Source organism: Nostoc sp. DedQUE07 (assembly GCF_034530975.2).
Classification (GTDB): domain Bacteria; phylum Cyanobacteriota; class Cyanobacteriia; order Cyanobacteriales; family Nostocaceae; genus Nostoc.
The window spans coordinates 56,184-72,696 of the sequence record NZ_JAVRCC020000015.1 but is presented as its reverse complement, the minus strand read 5'-3'; the positions used below and the strand labels follow the sequence as shown (position 1 = coordinate 72,696).

21 protein-coding genes are annotated in these 16,513 nt (G+C 44.2%); 2 read left to right on the top strand and 19 right to left on the bottom strand.

Translation table 11 applies throughout. The annotated features are described in order from the left end of the window. Positions 1 to 82: 82 nt before the first annotated feature. From rpsH to rplC, 14 genes are all read right to left on the bottom strand, one after another. Positions 83 to 484 (bottom strand): 30S ribosomal protein S8, encoded by a 402-nt coding sequence (gene rpsH / locus RMZ95_RS14275; RefSeq protein WP_094349096.1) that lies wholly within the window; start codon positions 482 to 484, stop codon positions 83 to 85. A 20-nt stretch (positions 485 to 504) separates the two neighbouring features. Continuing rightward, on the bottom strand, positions 505 to 1,053 hold the full coding sequence (gene rplE, locus RMZ95_RS14270; RefSeq protein WP_322684763.1) for a 50S ribosomal protein L5: 549 nt from the start codon (positions 1,051 to 1,053) through the stop codon (positions 505 to 507). 103 nt (positions 1,054 to 1,156) lie between these two features. Further along, positions 1,157 to 1,510, bottom strand: coding sequence for a 50S ribosomal protein L24 (rplX, locus tag RMZ95_RS14265; protein WP_069070771.1), 354 nt, complete (start codon positions 1,508 to 1,510; stop codon positions 1,157 to 1,159). After that, positions 1,510 to 1,878 (bottom strand): 50S ribosomal protein L14, encoded by a 369-nt coding sequence (rplN, locus tag RMZ95_RS14260; RefSeq protein ID WP_099101129.1) that lies wholly within the window; start codon positions 1,876 to 1,878, stop codon positions 1,510 to 1,512. The genes rplX and rplN overlap by 1 nt, the downstream gene beginning before the upstream one ends. 46 nt (positions 1,879 to 1,924) lie before the next feature. After that, positions 1,925 to 2,173 (bottom strand): 30S ribosomal protein S17, encoded by a 249-nt coding sequence (gene rpsQ, locus RMZ95_RS14255; RefSeq protein WP_094349093.1) that lies wholly within the window; start codon positions 2,171 to 2,173, stop codon positions 1,925 to 1,927. Between the two features lie 6 nt (positions 2,174 to 2,179). Next, positions 2,180 to 2,407, bottom strand: coding sequence for a 50S ribosomal protein L29 (gene rpmC, locus RMZ95_RS14250; RefSeq protein WP_094349092.1), 228 nt, complete (start codon positions 2,405 to 2,407; stop codon positions 2,180 to 2,182). 3 nt (positions 2,408 to 2,410) lie between these two features. Then, positions 2,411 to 2,836, bottom strand: coding sequence for a 50S ribosomal protein L16 (gene rplP / locus RMZ95_RS14245; RefSeq protein ID WP_069070775.1), 426 nt, complete (start codon positions 2,834 to 2,836; stop codon positions 2,411 to 2,413). 80 nt (positions 2,837 to 2,916) lie between these two features. After that, positions 2,917 to 3,699, bottom strand: a complete 783-nt coding sequence (gene rpsC / locus RMZ95_RS14240) for a 30S ribosomal protein S3 (protein ID WP_322684764.1) — start codon at positions 3,697 to 3,699, stop codon at positions 2,917 to 2,919. Between the two features lie 51 nt (positions 3,700 to 3,750). Then, entirely contained in the window at positions 3,751 to 4,107 is a 357-nt protein-coding gene (gene rplV, locus RMZ95_RS14235) for a 50S ribosomal protein L22 (RefSeq protein ID WP_069070777.1), read from the bottom strand. A gap of 108 nt (positions 4,108 to 4,215) precedes the next feature. Further along, entirely contained in the window at positions 4,216 to 4,494 is a 279-nt protein-coding gene (rpsS, locus tag RMZ95_RS14230) for a 30S ribosomal protein S19 (RefSeq protein ID WP_012410721.1), read from the bottom strand. A gap of 113 nt (positions 4,495 to 4,607) precedes the next feature. Then, entirely contained in the window at positions 4,608 to 5,471 is an 864-nt protein-coding gene (gene rplB / locus RMZ95_RS14225) for a 50S ribosomal protein L2 (RefSeq protein WP_322672226.1), read from the bottom strand. Between the two features lie 154 nt (positions 5,472 to 5,625). Beyond that, the gene (locus RMZ95_RS14220) at positions 5,626 to 5,940 is read right to left on the bottom strand and encodes a 50S ribosomal protein L23 (protein WP_069070779.1); all 315 of its coding nucleotides are present in this window, start codon (positions 5,938 to 5,940) and stop codon (positions 5,626 to 5,628) included. Next, positions 5,933 to 6,571 carry a 50S ribosomal protein L4 gene (gene rplD / locus RMZ95_RS14215; protein ID WP_322672225.1) on the bottom strand — a complete coding sequence of 213 codons (639 nt, stop codon included), beginning with the start codon at positions 6,569 to 6,571 and terminating at the stop codon, positions 5,933 to 5,935. The genes RMZ95_RS14220 and rplD overlap by 8 nt, the downstream gene beginning before the upstream one ends. Positions 6,572 to 6,653: 82 nt before the next feature. After that, positions 6,654 to 7,286, bottom strand: coding sequence for a 50S ribosomal protein L3 (gene rplC / locus RMZ95_RS14210; RefSeq protein ID WP_289799260.1), 633 nt, complete (start codon positions 7,284 to 7,286; stop codon positions 6,654 to 6,656). A gap of 1,029 nt (positions 7,287 to 8,315) precedes the next feature. Between rplC and RMZ95_RS14205 the strand changes: the two genes are divergently transcribed. Further along, positions 8,316 to 8,792, top strand: a complete 477-nt coding sequence (locus RMZ95_RS14205) for an NAD(P)H-quinone oxidoreductase subunit N (protein WP_322672223.1) — start codon at positions 8,316 to 8,318, stop codon at positions 8,790 to 8,792. Between the two features lie 112 nt (positions 8,793 to 8,904). On the opposite strand, the gene RMZ95_RS14200 is transcribed toward RMZ95_RS14205, so the two are convergent. From RMZ95_RS14200 to RMZ95_RS14190, 3 genes are all read right to left on the bottom strand, one after another. Then, a complete protein-coding gene (locus RMZ95_RS14200; RefSeq protein ID WP_322672222.1) occupies positions 8,905 to 9,378 on the bottom strand; it encodes a GNAT family N-acetyltransferase in 474 nt (157 codons plus the stop codon). A gap of 313 nt (positions 9,379 to 9,691) precedes the next feature. Then, a complete protein-coding gene (locus tag RMZ95_RS14195) occupies positions 9,692 to 13,012 on the bottom strand; it encodes an efflux RND transporter permease subunit (RefSeq protein WP_322684765.1) in 3,321 nt (1,106 codons plus the stop codon). Positions 13,013 to 13,087: 75 nt separating this feature from the next. Further along, entirely contained in the window at positions 13,088 to 14,536 is a 1,449-nt protein-coding gene (locus RMZ95_RS14190) for an efflux RND transporter periplasmic adaptor subunit (protein WP_322684766.1), read from the bottom strand. A gap of 626 nt (positions 14,537 to 15,162) precedes the next feature. On the opposite strand from RMZ95_RS14190, the gene RMZ95_RS14185 reads away from it, so the two are divergent. Continuing rightward, entirely contained in the window at positions 15,163 to 15,474 is a 312-nt protein-coding gene (locus RMZ95_RS14185; RefSeq protein WP_322672219.1) for an RNA-binding protein, read from the top strand. Between the two features lie 84 nt (positions 15,475 to 15,558). On the opposite strand, the gene RMZ95_RS14180 is transcribed toward RMZ95_RS14185, so the two are convergent. Both RMZ95_RS14180 and RMZ95_RS14175 read right to left on the bottom strand, forming a co-directional pair. Next, positions 15,559 to 15,960 carry a DUF4440 domain-containing protein gene (locus RMZ95_RS14180; RefSeq protein ID WP_322684767.1) on the bottom strand — a complete coding sequence of 134 codons (402 nt, stop codon included), beginning with the start codon at positions 15,958 to 15,960 and terminating at the stop codon, positions 15,559 to 15,561. A 193-nt stretch (positions 15,961 to 16,153) separates the two neighbouring features. Continuing rightward, positions 16,154 to 16,330, bottom strand: a complete 177-nt coding sequence (locus RMZ95_RS14175; protein WP_322672217.1) for a hypothetical protein — start codon at positions 16,328 to 16,330, stop codon at positions 16,154 to 16,156. Between the last annotated feature and the right edge of the window lie 183 nt (positions 16,331 to 16,513).

Sequence of the window (16,513 nt, the reverse complement as noted above, 5' to 3'; positions counted from 1 at the left end):
ATTTGTCCTTTGTCCTTTGTCCTTTGTCCTTTGTCTTTCAATAATGACAAATGACTAATGACCAATGACTAATGACTAATGATTACCAAACGTAACAAAGTACTTCGCCACCCAAGTTTTGACGCCGCGCTTCGCGGTCAGTCATAATGCCACTGGATGTAGAAATAATGGCAATGCCAATGCCGCCTAGTACCCTTGGTAATTCTTTTCGATTTGAATAAACACGCAAGCCAGGCTTACTCACTCGCTTTAAGGCGGTGATCAGAGGCTGACGGTTTTTTCCCTTGTATTTCAGGGAAATCACCAGATTGCGTTTTACCCCTTCTTCTGCTTCTTCGATTTCAGCAATAAAGCCTTCCTCCCGTAGCACTTTGGCAATGCTTCGGGTCAATTTTGTAGCTGGCACTTGTGTAGTTTGATGCCGCGCCAGGTTGGCATTGCGGATGCGCGTCAGCATATCTGCAATTGTGTCGTTAGCCGCCATCGTTCCCTCTATAGATGAACTTATTGATCGCGAAAAGGCATTCCTAATTCTTTAAGTAAGGCGCGTCCTTCTTCGTCGTTTGTTGCTGTGGTGATAATGGAAATATCCATCCCACGCACTTGATCGATGCTGTCGTATTCGACTTCTGGAAAAATTAGCTGTTCTCTCACCCCTAGAGTGTAGTTACCGCGTCCGTCAAAGCTTTTGGGGCTAACGCCGCGAAAATCTCGAATTCTGGGTAGTGACAGGCTAACTAACCGATCGAAAAAGGCATACATCCGTTCGGCTCTGAGTGTCACCATGATCCCCACAGGCATCCCTTGACGAATCTTAAAGCCAGCGATCGCCTTTTTCGCCCGTGTCACTACTGGTTTTTGACCAGTTACTACGGCAATCTCGTTGATAGATGCCTCTAGTGACTTCGCATTTTGAGCTGCTTCACCCAAACCTCGGTTAATCGTAACCTTTACTAATTTCGGTACTTGATGGACGTTGGTATATTGAAACTGATTAATCAGTTTGGGGACGATCGTCTCTTGATATAAGGTTTTGAGTCTTGTTGTCGCCATAGTTTTTTGTCCTGATATCCCTGGGCTTGGTCAGGGAAGCTTTAATTTTTGATTTTAGATTTTTGATTAAATTTAAAATCTAAAATCTCAAGTTGACTAATTCTTATTTATCGAGAATTTCGCCAGTTTTCTTGAGTTTTCTAACCTTTTTGCCTTCTGAGGTAAAGGTGTAACCAACACGACTGGCAACGTTTTGCTTGGTGGAATAAAGCATCACATTGGAGCTATGAATCGGGAATTCTTGGGTAATAATTCGCCCTGATTCCCCTTCTTGTTGGGGTTTGACGTGCTTGGTTTTAATGTTGACACCTTTGACGATGACTTTACTCAGTTGGGGAAGTGCCTGAGTAATTTCGCCAACTTTTCCTTTGTCTTTACCAGCAATCACTTGTACGGTGTCGCCAGTTTTGACGTGCATTTTGTGGAATACTTTGGGCGTACCCTGTTTGGTTGCCATTAAAGCACCTCCGGAGCCAGAGAAACAATTTTAGTGAAGTTTTTATCGCGCAGTTCCCGTGCAACTGGGCCAAAAACCCGTGTGCCTCTGGGATTACCGTCTTTGTTGATGATTACAGCAGCGTTATCATCAAAGCGAATACTCATGCCGCTGTCACGATTTACAGCTTTCCGAGTCCGAACAATTACTGCTTCTACCACATCAGACTTTTTTACAGCCATGTTGGGTGTAGCATCTTTGACAACTGCGATAATTTTATCGCCAATAAAACCATAACGACGGTTGCCTCCGCCTAAGATGCGGATGCACATCAGTTTGCGGGCGCCGCTATTATCTGCGACATTCAGGTAAGTCTGGGGTTGAATCACAATTATTCTCCCTTGTAATGTTGTTAGTTTCTAACAACGATGAGGTTTAAGTAGGCTTGACGTTCAGGACTTCTGTGATTTTCCAGCGCTTGGTTTTACTCAGGGGTCTAGTTTCCTGAATGCGAACGCGATCGCCTACTTTACACTGATTTTCTTCGTCGTGAACTTTATATCGTTGGGTGTTAACCACAATCTTGCCGTACTTGGGGTGAGGAGCGCGGTTTTCTATGGCGACTACCACAGTTTTTTGCATTTTATCGCTCACTACCAAGCCAACTCGTTCTTTAACTGCCATAATCTCCTACTTCTCTTCTTTAGCCGATTGACTTGCTGCCCGTTTGCGTTCTGTTTCTAGCGTCAGCAATTGGGCTAAACGGTGACGCAATTGTCGGAACTGATGGGGCTTTTCTAATTGTCTGGTGGCTTTTTGCAAGCGCAACTGAAATAGTTGTCTTTTAATCGCGACAATTTCATCAGAGAGCTTCTCGTCACTTAATTCTCTAGCTTCTGAAATCTTGGGAAGAGGCATAAGCTACTCCTGCTCCTGTGGTTGAGAGCGCACAATAAACTTGGTTTTGATGGGCAGTTTAAATGAAGCCAAACGCATCGCTTCACGAGCTATTTCTTCAGAAACCCCACCGATTTCAAACAAAATTCGTCCTGGCTTGACTACAGCTACCCAAAACTCTGGATTACCTTTACCGGAACCCATCCGGGTTTCAGCAGGACGCATGGTTACAGGTTTATCAGGGAAAATCCGAATCCAGATTTGTCCACCCCGACGAATATAACGAGTCATTGCCCGACGGGAAGCCTCGATTTGACGCGAGGTAATCCAAGCCGGTTCTTGAGCTTGGAGTGCAAAATCACCGAAGTTGAGGGTACTACCACGGCTGGCTAGTCCTTCCATCCGTCCGCGCTGTTGTTTGCGGAATTTAGTTCTTCTAGGGCTTAACATGGTTTGTCATTTGTCATTTGTCATTTGTCATTTGTCATTTGCCATCTGCCATTTACTAATGACTAATGACTAATGACGATTTATCCTTCATTTGAGCGGTCTTCAAATTGCTGGCGACGACGTTGTTGTTGACGACGACGGGGTTCACGTTCGCGATCGCGGGGGTCACGTTCGCGATCGCGGTTTGCGGGTGGTAGCGGTTCTGGTTCCTGTCCAGGAATAATTTCTCCCTTAAACACCCATACTTTGATACCCAAAATGCCGTAAACAGTTTTTGCTGTGCAATAAGAGTAGTCAATGTCAGCCCGTAAGGTATGTAAAGGTACTCTACCTTCACGAGTCCACTCTGTCCGGGCAATTTCCGCACCGTTGAGGCGACCGCTAACTTGGATTTTAATACCTTGGACGCCAGCGCGTTGGGCACGTTGAATTGACTGTCTTACTACCCGCCGAAAGGAAACGCGGCGTTCCAATTGTTGAGCAATGTATTCAGCAATTAGGTAAGCATCAGCATCAACCCGTTGAACTTCAACTACGTTAATGCGGATTTGACGATTACTACCCAATAATCCTTGGAGTCCGGTACGTAAGGATTCAATACCTTGTCCACCACGACCCACTACTACCCCAGGTCTAGCTGTGCGTACTTCTAAGTCGATTTGGTCGGCTTTGCGCTCAATCCGCACTTCGGAAATTCCGGCGTTGTTTTGAGCTTGTCTACCCAGCTTTTGTTCTATGTATTGACGGAGTTTGTGGTCTTCTTGGAGAAGTTCTGGATAGCGATCGGGAACAGCAAACCAACGGGATTGATGTTCATGTGTAATACCCAGGCGAAAACCAACTGGATGAATCTTTTGTCCCACAAATGCTTCCTCTAAAATTTCTTACTTTACGCAATTTATTGGTTAACGTGCTTATTTTTCTGGAGCAGCTGCAACAGCTACGGTAATATGACACGTCGGTTTGCGAATTTGGTAAGCTCGACCTTGCGCTCTTGGTTGGAATCGCTTCAACGGCGGCCCTTGATCGGCATAAGCCTGAGTAATCACTAGTTGAGTCCGATCTAACCCAGCGTTGTGTTCGGCATTGGCAGCAGCGCTTCTGAGAACCTTCAATATGGGTTCAGTGGCGCGATAGGGCATGAATTCTAGGATGATTAACGCTTCTCGGTAAGATCGCCCGCGGATTTGATCGAGTACCCGACGCACCTTGTAAGCCGAGATGCGGATAAAACGAGCGATCGCTTTTACTTCAGTAGTATTAGTAGCCATAATTTTCTCCAATTTTGTCCTTCGTCTTTCGTCCTTTATCCTTTGTCCTTTGTCGAAAGTTAATAACTAATGACCAATAACAAATGACAAATGACCAATGACTAATAACTACCTACCTGCTTTCTTGTCGCTTTTTCCATGACCCCTGTAGGTGCGTGTCGGGGCAAATTCACCCAACTTATGTCCTACCATCTGTTCATTTACAAAAACAGGAACGTGTTGGCGTCCGTTATGAACAGCTATAGTGTGACCTACCATTAGGGGCAAAATTGTCGAAGCTCGTGACCAAGTTTTAATAACTTCTTTTCTGTTGTTATCGTTGAGCTTTTCAATTTTCTTTAGGAGATGATCCGCAACAAAAGGACCTTTTTTTAGAGAACGACCCATAGTTCAATTTTGGATTTAGGATTTAGGAATTACAAGTGAGGAGTGAGGAGTTAGTAATTAGGAGTTAGATTTTACTCTCAACTTATAACTCTTAACTCTTAACTCCTAACTCTTTAAGACTCACGACCACCGCGACCGCGTTTAGAAGACTTACGACGACGACGCACAATCAACTTGCTGCTAAGTTTCTTGCGATTGCGTGTTTTCGCACCCAATGTGGGTTTACCCCAAGGTGTAACAGGACCCGATCTTCCGATAGGCGCTCTACCTTCACCACCACCATGTGGGTGATCCACTGGGTTCATGACGCTTCCTCTAACTTTAGGACGACGACCTTTCCAGCGATTTCGTCCGGCTTTACCTGCACTCAGGTTTCTCGCATCGGTGTTGCCTACTTGCCCAATGGTGGCGTAGGACTCGCGTCGAATCAAGCGGACTTCTCCTGAAGGCAACTTGAGAGTTACATAATTACCTTCTTTTGCCACAACTTGAGCGCTAGCACCAGCAGCACGGACAATTTGACCACCTTTACCAGGGGTCAGTTCTACGTTGTGAACACTAGTACCCAAGGGAATCTTCGAGAGCGGTAACGCATTACCATCTTCAAAGGGAGCTTCCGGTCCAGAAATAATTATTGTTCCAACTTTCAACCCGTTGGGGTGAAGGATGTACCGTTTTTCGCCGTCTTGGTAATACAAAAGGGCAATTCTGGCGTTACGGTTAGGATCGTATTCAATTGCTGCGACTTTTGCCGGAATATTATGTTTATCCCTTTTAAAGTCGATTATCCGATAAAGCTGTTTGTGTCCGCCACCCCGGCGACGACTAGTAATCCGCCCGTGATTATTCCGACCTTTGGCGCGATGCTTCGAGGTAGTTAAGGATTTTTCTGGTTCGCTTCTGGTAATTTCCGCAAAGTCAGAGATTGTAACTTGGCGAGTGCTGGGGGTATAAGGGCGATAAGAACGAGTACCCATAATCTATTTTGGATTTTGGATTTTGGATTTACTTAATTTTGGATTTTGAACTTTTGATTTTGAATTTAATGAGTGTTTAACTAATTGCCACCATTTTCGGTACTTATTCAGTCAACTCCTCAATCTAAAATCTAAAATCTAAAATCTAAAATTTTTAGACTTCTGGGAATAGAACTTGTCTAATCTTGTCTTCATCCCCAGGTGCGACTGTAACAATGGCTCGCTTATATTGGGGTTTATAACCAATAAATTTACCAACGCGCCGCTTTTTGCGCGGTGGTAGAGTGGTGTTGACTTTTACAACCTTGACCTGAAACAAGTCTTCGATCGCAGCCTTGATTTCTGGCTTAGATGCCTTTGGAATTACTTCAAAGGTGTACTTGTTTTGCTCCATCAAGATTGTCGCTTTCTCGGTGACGATTGGGCGACGTACTAAGTCGGCAAGGTCGCGGGGGTCAAAGCTAGGCACTGTAGACCTCCTGAATTTTTTCTAGGGCTGATGCCGTAACTACAATTTTGTCAGCGTGCAGTAAATCAAAAACATTTAGCTGGTCAGCTGCAATTAGTTTTAAATTTTCAATGTTGCGGGCTGATAAATAAACGTTATCTGTATCCGCAATTTCAGACAAAATTAACAGTGCCTTGCTTTCTGGTACTACTCCCCAACGGGCAAGCGCTGCTACTAATTCTTTAGTTTTGGGGCGAGATAGCTCGGTGCTAAATTCTTCTACTACGATCAAGTCGTCAATGCGGCTGACAAATGCTGTCCGCAGTGCTAAACGCCGCTCTTTGCGGTTCAATTTGAGGTTGAAGTCTCTGGGTTTTGGCCCAAATATTACACCACCACCACGCCACAATGGCGAACGAATAGACCCTGCACGAGCGCGACCTGTGCCTTTTTGCCGCCAAGGTTTACGACCGCCACCCCTGACTTCCGCACGAGTTTTTGTGCTGGCATTTCCTTGACGAGCATTGGTCAATTGCCGTACTAAGGCGCGGTGCACAATATGAGACGCTGTTTCTTCTTTGGCAGTGCGCAACTCGAAGGTCGTCTCGCCGACCTGTTCTCCTTGCCAATTTTTAACTACGCTTTCAACCATTTTTGTTATTTGTCCTTTGTCATTTGTCAATTGTCTTTTGTCTTTAGCCAATGACTACTGACTAATGACTACTGACTTTTGACTATCCCACTATTTTTGCAGGCACAACACTTACTAGAGCGCCTGGTTTACCAGGAATGGCTCCTTTAATTAGCAATAAGTTGCGTTCTGGGTCAACTCGCACTATGGTCAGTTTGCGGATTGTAATACGTTTTCCACCTAAACGACCTGCCATCCGCTTACCTGGATAGACACGACCGGGTGTTGTACCAGCACCAATAGAACCGGGTGCTCTGTGGTTTTTGGAACCGTGTGACATTGGCCCGCGACCAAAGTTGTTGCGCTTCTGGTTTCCCGCAAAGCCGCGACCGATGCTTGTACCGACGACATCGACAATTTGACCAGCGCTAAAAATATCTGCTTTAATCTCTTGACCTAAAGCATAATCACTAGAGCTATCGGTGTGATATTCATTTAAGTGACGCAATGCTGGGGCAGATGATTTAGCCAAATGTCCCAATAATGGTCTATTTAGTGCCTTGGGTTTGACTTCGCCATAACCAACTTGAATGGCAAAGTAACCATCGGTTTCTTTCGTTTTAACTTGTGTAACGGTGCATGGCCCTGCTTGAATGACAGTTACAGGAATAGACACTCCTGCTTCGTCAAATATTTGGGTCATGCCCAGCTTGGTGCCGAGAATACCTACAGACACAGTAACTGGTTCTCCTTCTACTTGCTGACCTTGGAATTGGACTCTAGAGGACACGCTTTGTACGCATCAGTTTAGGCTGGGTTAGCCTGCGAAATTTGGAATGGCTTTAGTAAACCGCTCCAAATGCTTTTGGACACAACAAACCGTGTCCTTACTGCTTGGTAAATCTGTTTAGCTTCACTCATTAGATCGCTAGAACAGCCACAAGTCTCTTCTCGTTGGGAAGGAGTAACTTCTGGAATCAATGCAAGGCGCTACAGCTTTAAGCTGCGTGCAGCAATGCTTTTGTCCAAGCAATTGCTCTGGCACTTTCTGGAGGCAGCGCTGTCGGCAGGTTTTCCGATTTGTACACGCCTGATATAGCGGCTTCTTGGAGATTGGCTACTTGCCGTGTTGCAGTTGGACTTAAGCGGTTACTACCGCCCAGTATCCGTTAACTGAGACTGACGTAATGCCATGAAACCAACATTGCTGCTCAGTCTTTACTTCCTTAAACACTTTAAACTATTGTTTAAGCTTTTGCCTGCTTTTTTAGAGGCACAGGAGTAAACGTACCTTGGAGCTTAGGATTAACTTTAATTATTTTTCCATAAGCTCTAATATTGACCTGAAAGCTTTCTTAGTTTACCAGTCTACGATCGCTCTGAGCTAGATTATCCAATTTGGATTTAAGTCATCAGCTTTTGATGCTAACACTACCTCAGAATGACAGTAAAAAGTTAACCTGATTTGCGTTTTTGGTCACAATCTAATAATATAAATTATTTATTTATGTTTGTCCAGTAATTTATAGAGCTATTTTTAGGGAGTAGGAAAGAAGCAAGGGAGCAGGGCGCAGGGGGCAAGGGGGAGAAATCAATTCAAAATTCAAACATTTTAGAACTCTGCCTCCTGCCTTCTGCATCCTCTTTCCCCTCTGCTCCCAGCTAAGAGCCCCTCTGCCTCTTCTCAATACCGAAAAAAAATGCTTTTAATCTATCGGTTCAGAGTAAATAATAGAAATATCTAAGTGGGATAAGACGAAAATCTATGGCACTAATTACCACTGGCAACGGTTTAATCCGCGATCTGGAAAAGTTTGGCGCTCTGGGAGTGTATGTACCTCTAGAAGGAGGTTATGAAGGTCGATATCAGCGCCGACTACGGGCAGCTGGCTATACTACCCTCCACATTACTGCTAAAGGACTGGGTGATTTAGCTGCGTATCTCACAAGAATTCATGGAGTCAGACCTCCTCATCTTGGAAAAAAAAGCACTGGTAGCGGTGCCGCAGTAGGTCATGTGTACTATTTACCCCCAATTCTCAATTCTCATCTAGAACAGCTACCACCAAAGTCTAAGGGGCTGGTCTTGTGGATTATTGAAGGGCATATTCTTTCTAATGAGGAACTTGAGTATTTGACGAATTTGCCTCAACTAGAACCACGAGTGAGAGTAATCATTGAGAGGGGTGGCGATCGCGCTTTCCGTTGGACTTCTCTAGAAAAAACTCTGTTAGCTAGCTAACACTTACAAAAGTGAGGAGTGAAAACTGCAAAAGTGAGGAGTGAAAAGTGAGGAGTTAAAAATTTAAAACTTCTAACTCCTAACTCCTAACTCCTAACTCCTAACTCATAACTCATAACTCTTTTAGCATTTCAATAATGCTGAATCGAAAACCGCAAGATGCAAATAACCGCCGTGAAGCCTCGTTAGCAATTGCTGTATCTAGCCGAATTTGCTTGACGCCCATCTGATGAAAGCGTTCAATACTTAGCATCACCATCTGCCGCGCAATTCCGTTTTGGCGATATTCCGGCTCGACCCAGATATCATGAATAAAAGCAAATTCCTGTAACCGATAAATTGGTATTTCTCGCTCAACTGTTGCTACCAGAAACCCTACAATTTGCCCTTCATTTTCGGATACTAGAAATATACTGCGTCCATCGCCGCTATTTGCCAAACGCATCAACCATTGCTCATAACGCTGTTCTGGATGCGGTAGAAAACCATATTTGGCGGAATCCCAAGACTCATGCAAAGCACAAATTTTGGCAACCATTGGTAAAACTGTGGGTACGTCAGTTATTGTGGCGGGGCGGATCAGCATAAGCTTTCAAGCACAAAAAGCACAAACAAGAAAGAATGCTTTGGAGTGAGATATTAGTTTTTGTCCACTTACTCAGTCAAGAGTATCGTTTTGTTGAACCTGAGCATCATAAACTTTGGAAAACTTTGTTTTTAGGATGGGAGAAGGGCTGGGCATGGTTTGAACAAGGGCGATGTCTATGTGGCTGTCTGAAATGGTTATAAGGTTGAGAAACTATGGCAAACAGTTCTCTATTTATAACCACCCCAGAAACAAACAACGATCGCGATCGCCAGTAAAATCGGTATTGCGCTATGTGCAACTTAAATGCTCATTAGCTGATAAGTTTTTTCGTAACTCCACGCAATCGGATTAACACTGGCTTTGCCCAATTTCCACCAAGCAAATCGTGCAGCAGAATATAAAAACAAGGGATGATAAATAATGTCAGCATCGTTGCGATCGCCATCCCAAAGAAAACTACAATTCCTAAAGGCTGCAAAAATTCAGAACCTTCACCAATGCCTAATGCCAAAGGAAACAGTCCCAAGATAGTAGTGACTGTAGTCATGATAATTGGGCGCAAACGTTGAGGAGCAGCTTTCACGATCGCAATTTGGCGAGTACAACCAACTTCTTCTCGAATTTGATTCGCCAGTTCCACCATCAGAATCCCTGCATTCACCACAATTCCCACCAGCAGGACGACACCAACAATTACAGTTGCGCCAATTGCAGTTTGGGTAATGTAAAGTCCAAAAATTCCCCCAGCTAACGCTAGTGGTACGGTGAACATAATTACCAATGGGTCAATTAGCGAATTGTATTGTACCGCCATGACTACAAAGATTAAGAACGTTGCCAACGCCCCCAAAGTTTTTAAAGCATTCTGAAGTTGCTGATTAGTTTCTTGGGCAGAACTAGGCACAATTGAAACACCATCAGGTAAGTCTACATCCTTAAGTACCTGATTGACTTCTGCGATCGCTTCACCAAGACTAGCTCCCTCGCTGAGATTTCCGGCGACAATAAAAGCTTGGCGCTGATTAATCCGTTGCACCTCACCAGGCGCTTGACCTTCTTGAATGTTCGCAACATCTGAAAGCCGAATTAGTTGATTATTTTCTGTAAATAGCGGTAATTGCTCTAGCTGGGAAGGACGCGCGATCGCTTCCTTATTTAGCTGCACCCGCACATCAACTAAACGATTACCGCGTTGAATTTGCGTAGGAACTGAACCTTCAATTGCTGTTTGAACTGTTGCACCAATTTGCTCGGCGCTCAACCCTAAAGCTGAAACCCTTTCCCAGTCGGGGCGAATTTGGATTTCCGGTTGTCGGGGGTCGGCATCTGGCCGGAATGTCGCTAATTTTGCTCTTTCTTGTAATGCTTGCAGCACTTGGGCCCCGGCTTGCGTTAAGTTTTCTTCATTCTCACCTTGCAGAATCACGTCAACCTCTGACCCTTGCACTGGAGAATTACTCAAAATTAAACCCCGCACCTGACCAGGATTGAGGCGCAGCAAAATTCCTGCTAAGTTGAGTTTGTTAAATTCCTGAGTTACTTTTTTGACGAAAGCTTCTACATCTGTGCCTGGTTTTAGATTGATGGTACTGCTGGCACGTAAGGGATTTTCTGTAGTACTGCTGCCAAATAAATTACCACCCACAGTTGTGAAAGCAGACTCTGTTTCTGGTTGTTTGAGCAAAATGTCATCGACAATTTGCATAACTTTTTCAGAAGTTGCTAAAGGTGTACCGGGAGGAAACTGCGCTCTCAAGGTAGCTTGTCCGGTACTGATGCGGGGTAAAATTTCTTGGGGAATTTGACCAAACATGAAGAAGCTACTGCCGCCTAAAATTACCAAAGCAGCAGTTACTACGAGGAGCCGATAGCGTAAAACCTTGGTTAAGAAGTTACTGTATCCCCGCGTCGCATCTTCAAATCGGTGATTAAACTGTCTAAGCAGCCAAAATTCACTAATCCGACTAGACCAGCGGATTCCCAAAAGTCGAGAAGACAGCATCGGCACTACTGTAATCGCAACCACAAGAGATGCTGCGACTGCGAAGCTAATTGTCAGAATCAGTTCATTAAATAGCAGTGCAATAAAGCCGCCAATTAAGAGGAATGGCACTACAGAAACTAAGTTGGCACCCGTAGCAGCAACTAAAGCAGATTCTACTTCTTGGGAAGCAGTAGTCGCACTGTCTATAAAGAATTTGGAATTTCTCCCGTTCTCCTCTGCTCCTCTGCTCCTCTGCTCCCCTGCCTCCATCTCTCTTTGATTGGGAGTCATCCCTGTTTTTTCGGAGATGTTCTCCAAAATCACAACCGATGTATCAATTGCTTGACCGACTCCTAGTGTTAGACCTGCCAAACTAAAAACATTCAAAGTCAGGCCAAAGATTTTCATTAAAGCGATCGCTGCTAGAGTACACAGCGGAATCGTCAAACTGATAATAAATGTTTGCCTGAACGATCCCAAAAATAACAATACTGCTGCTGCTGCTAGCAATGCCCCAGAAATCCCTGAAAAGATCACATCATTTAAAGAATTGCGGATGAAGACAGATTCATCTGTGGTGGGACTCAAAGTCATGTCTGCTGGAATTAAACCTGATTGCCGTAATTGTTCGATTCGCCGCTTAACAGCATCTACAACTGCGATCGTGTTGGCTTCAGGCTGCTTTTGGACTGAAAATTTCACCGCAGGCTGACGATTCAGATAAACAAATACTCGCTGTTCTTCTGTATCATCAATTACCTCTGCAAAGTCTCGCAAGTAGACGCGGCGGGAAGGTGTAGGGGAAGTAGGGGAAGCAGGGGAAGCAGGGGAAGCAGGGGAAGCAGGGGAGGCAGGGGAGGCAGGGGAGGAAACTTCCAAGGAAAGGTTTTCAATTTCCTTAGCATTTTGAAAGCGTCCGACAGTCCGAGTCAATGGCTCGGAATTTTGCCCCAGAATCCGACCGCCAGAAGTATCTTGGTTACGGGCTGTTAATTCATCTAAGACATCATTTAACCCGACACCCAAAGCTTGCAATCGGTTTAAGTCAACAAGCACTCGTACTTCTTCTTCTGCACCGCCGGATACGTCAACAGAAGCGACTCCTGGTACTACACTGAGTTCACGCGTTAACTCTTCATCAGCAAATACGCGTAAATCTTTCCCTGGTAACGAGGCAGATGTCAGCGCCAATTCATAAACCGGCAATTGAGAAGGATCGACTTTGAATAAGCGCGGCTCCTCTATCGTATCTGGTAGTTGTCCTCGATTTCGGTTAAAAGCAGCAGTAGCATCGTTTAGGGCTTGGTCAATATCGCCCCCTGGTTGGAAGTATAAATCGAGGCTGACTTGTCCTTCACGGGTGCGGGAAAAAACTTGCACTACATTCTCAGTTGCCCGTAAAGCTTCTTCTAAAGGTCTGGTGATTTCATCTACTGCTACTTCTGGCGAAATACCGGGGGCTTCTAGCCGCACCCCAATTCGGGGATAGGTAATTGATGGTAGGAGATCGACTTGGATCGTTGTGAGAAAAAATACCCCAATGACAATTACTGCCACGGTGAGCATGAGTGTGCCAATGTGTTGGCGGATAGCGATCGCACTCAGGCTAAATCCGCTATTGCCACTATTATTATTTGCCTGTTGCATGATACTAAGTGATAAGTGCTAAGTGCTGACTACTGAGTACTTTTTTCATTAATATGGTGGTTACTCCCCACCCTACTATTGCTTTTCTGAAAGAATTGAAAGACTTACAGTGTCACCTTCTTTTAACGGCTTACCACTACGAACAACATAGCGCTCTCCTGCTTGCAAACCGGATAAAATTTCCACTCTGCCATCAGCCCTTTTTCCTAAAGTAACTGCACGCGTCGCTACTTTCGTCTTACCATCTGTGTCTTTCACCACAAATAGCGTCCCCGACGAGTTTTCTTGCTCTTTCTGTGCTGCCTTTGCTGCCCCTGCTTGTTTTTGAATCGCTGTTTGCGGTACTACTACCCGCTGTTGAGTCTGGTTTTGAAAGTTGACTCGCGCCAGTAGTCCGCTACCAATCTTACCTTGAGTGTTGGGAATCACTACTTCTATAGGTATCAAGCGAGCTGTAGCATCGGCAGCAGGGGAAATGCGCGTAACTCTGCCAATTAATGTTTCTTTGGGGAAGGCATCTAAACGGACTTGTACAGATTGCCCAACTTGAATTTGCGCCAGTTCTAATTCCGAAACTTGGACGACGACTTTGACACGGCTAAAGTCTCCAATTTTCAAGACTTCGTTACCTGCTTGCAGCAGGTTGCCTGGTTCTGTCACCTTTTCTGTGACTACGCCAGCGATCGGAGATACCAGCCGAGTATAAGACCTGCGTTCTTTGGTTTGAGCAACCAATGCCTGTTGAGCAAGTACTCTACCTTGGGCAGCTGCAACGGCTTGCTGTTCTGTCCGTACTTGTTCTTGGGCTGCCCGGAGTGCTTGGGCGGCTGTTTTTGCCTGGGTACGCGCCTGTTGCGCAGTTTGTTCCGCGATCGCTCCAGCCTTAAACAACCTCTGCTGCCGCTCTGAGTCTGCTTGAGCTTGTACTACTTCTAGGCGCGCCCGTTCAACGTCTGCACGAGCATTGCTTACCTGATTGGTTGCCCTAGCTACTTCTGATTTGAGGGCTGCTAGTTCTGCTTCTGCTTGCTTTAATTCGGTCGAAAGTATGGCATCATCTAACCGCCCGACGTTTTGCCCAAGCTTTACTGCATCGCCGACATCAAGGTTCAAAGCCAACAACCGAGCTTCTACTTGCGATCGCAGTGACACAATTCGGAAGGGTGTTGTATTACCTGTGTATTCTGGTTGTGTTTGCAACGTATCAGTTCGAGCGATCGCCGCATCTACAGCCGTTGCACCGCCACGTTGTCCGCTACCAGGACTCTGAGATTGTGCGTCAGCCGCTTCTTCCTTGGGTAGCGCTCCACAATTCGCTGTCAGCAGTCCTATGCCTAACAGACAGGGAATCAATAATTTGGATGCTAAAGGGGAAGACACCTTTGTGTCAAAACTATTTTTTACATCTGCAACAGCCACATCAGTCTTCATAACTGAATTTAACTTGGTATTAATTACCTGGTTAGCGGCTGCCAAAGGTGAGATTTTCGCCTGCTTGTGCGGCTTATTTCTGTCCAAAATCATTTATTTTTCTCGTATTTGGTGAGCTTTTTGGGTTAAACAGCCATGCATTACCAAGTAATTTTGAGACATTATGAATAGTGAAAAGCGGCGAGAGTCAATTGGCTATGTTCTTGCAGAATTTTGTATCAAAAATTACTTTTTATTTGAAAAAATTTCTCACCACTTTAACTCATTAAATTGAGTCGCCCGCTTTTTAGCTGACGATGCAATTCTTAACTCAGTATAAATATTTTTAAATTTCTTGCAATCTGCCCTTAGTAGAAGACTTGTATTTACTGAAGATACGGAACTTTCACACCCCTACTTCTAATCGTGGCAGTATTAAGTAACTAGACTTAGGCTGACATAACTAGATTTAATGTAGCAATTTCGTGGGTGCGGTTCACTTAGCCTCACCCGTTTTTAGACTAGCCAGCATCTAGCTATTAACCGCTTATATAACTTTTTATAACAGTTTTTCAAACTTTTACCCAGAAAGTTGGTTGCTATGTCATCATGGCAAGTGAAATGAGAATTAATTCGGCGACAGTGTTTGTTTTTAGTATTGACAGGCTTTTTCCTTTTGGTATTACAGACTTCTCTCCGAAATCTAAATCTCTACAAACTTATGATTTTGGAGACATTTGATGTCAATTTACGTTGGTAACCTCTCCTATGATGTTACACAAGATGCGCTGAGTGCTGTATTTGCAGAATATGGTGCTGTAAAGCGCGTTCAACTACCCACTGACCGTGAAACAGGTCGTTTACGCGGCTTTGCTTTTGTGGAAATGAGTTCAGAAGATGAAGAAGCGAAAGCTATTGAAGCTCTTGATGGTGCTGAATGGCTTGGTCGCGACCTCAAAGTAAATAAAGCCAAGCCCAAAGAAGACAGAAGTGGTGGTTCCTTTGGGAACCGTGGTGGCGGCGGTTACAACCGTAGCAACAACCGCTACTAAGGTTAATTGAATTTAGAAAAGGCTCAGGCAGGAATGCTTGAGCCTTTTTTATGCAAAACTTTGACTCTAAATAATTTTGGCCAGTTACTCATCATACTGCACTGATGATTCTCTAACTAAAGTGCCTTGATGAAAGATCATTTTCCATCGATCGTTGTTTAATTTCCAGATGGAACTTCGCAACGAATGAACAGGTTGTTTCCCAGATATATGTCTGACTATACGATAAGTTACTAAAACAACCCCTGTGACTAAAACTAATGTTTTGAATTCTGTTATCAATCTTTGAGTCAGAGGTTGGATGGATTCATTCTGCAAGCTCTCGATAATTTGCTGTTTATTAAAAACACGCCCTGAGCTTCCGAATTCAATGAACTCGTCAGCAAGTAAATCCATGATATCTGTCGCTGACTTTCGGACATCGGGTTGAAGCAAACGCTCCTCCAACTCACGAAAAAGTGATTCTTCTAAATAATCTGCTTTCATATATGTTTTGAAGACTAAATTGAATGGTAGCAGATAGGATTAGGCGATCGCACCCTTGAGCAAGTTAATAAAAAAAAACCGCTGATTGGTAGGGATTCCAGCGGGGTTAAATAATACAGTTATCTTTTCAGAGAAATCAACACTAAACTTGATTACAGAACTACTAGAAACTTTTACGACTAATAGTAACTATTTATAAGTGTTTATGAACTAGTTTTTTAGCATGATGCTTGTGATGTTTAGTATGATGAACTTTAGCAGATTTTACGCTAGTATGATGGATAGTTTTAGCTTGAGCTTGAGATGCAAAAGCGGTTACAGGTGCAGCAAAAATTAGAGCCAAAAGTAAAGCTTTAGCGAACTTATTCACTTGAAAAATCCTCATTAGGTAATCAACAATTTAACTATCCAATAGAGGTATGTCATAAGTTTGTAATTGAGATGAACCTTTCATGTCTATTTTTACATTCGTCAAATGTAGGATTTACTCGGTTAAAGCAAGAGACGCGATGAATCGCCGTCTCTACAAGCTAGAATTTTCATCAAAAAAGCT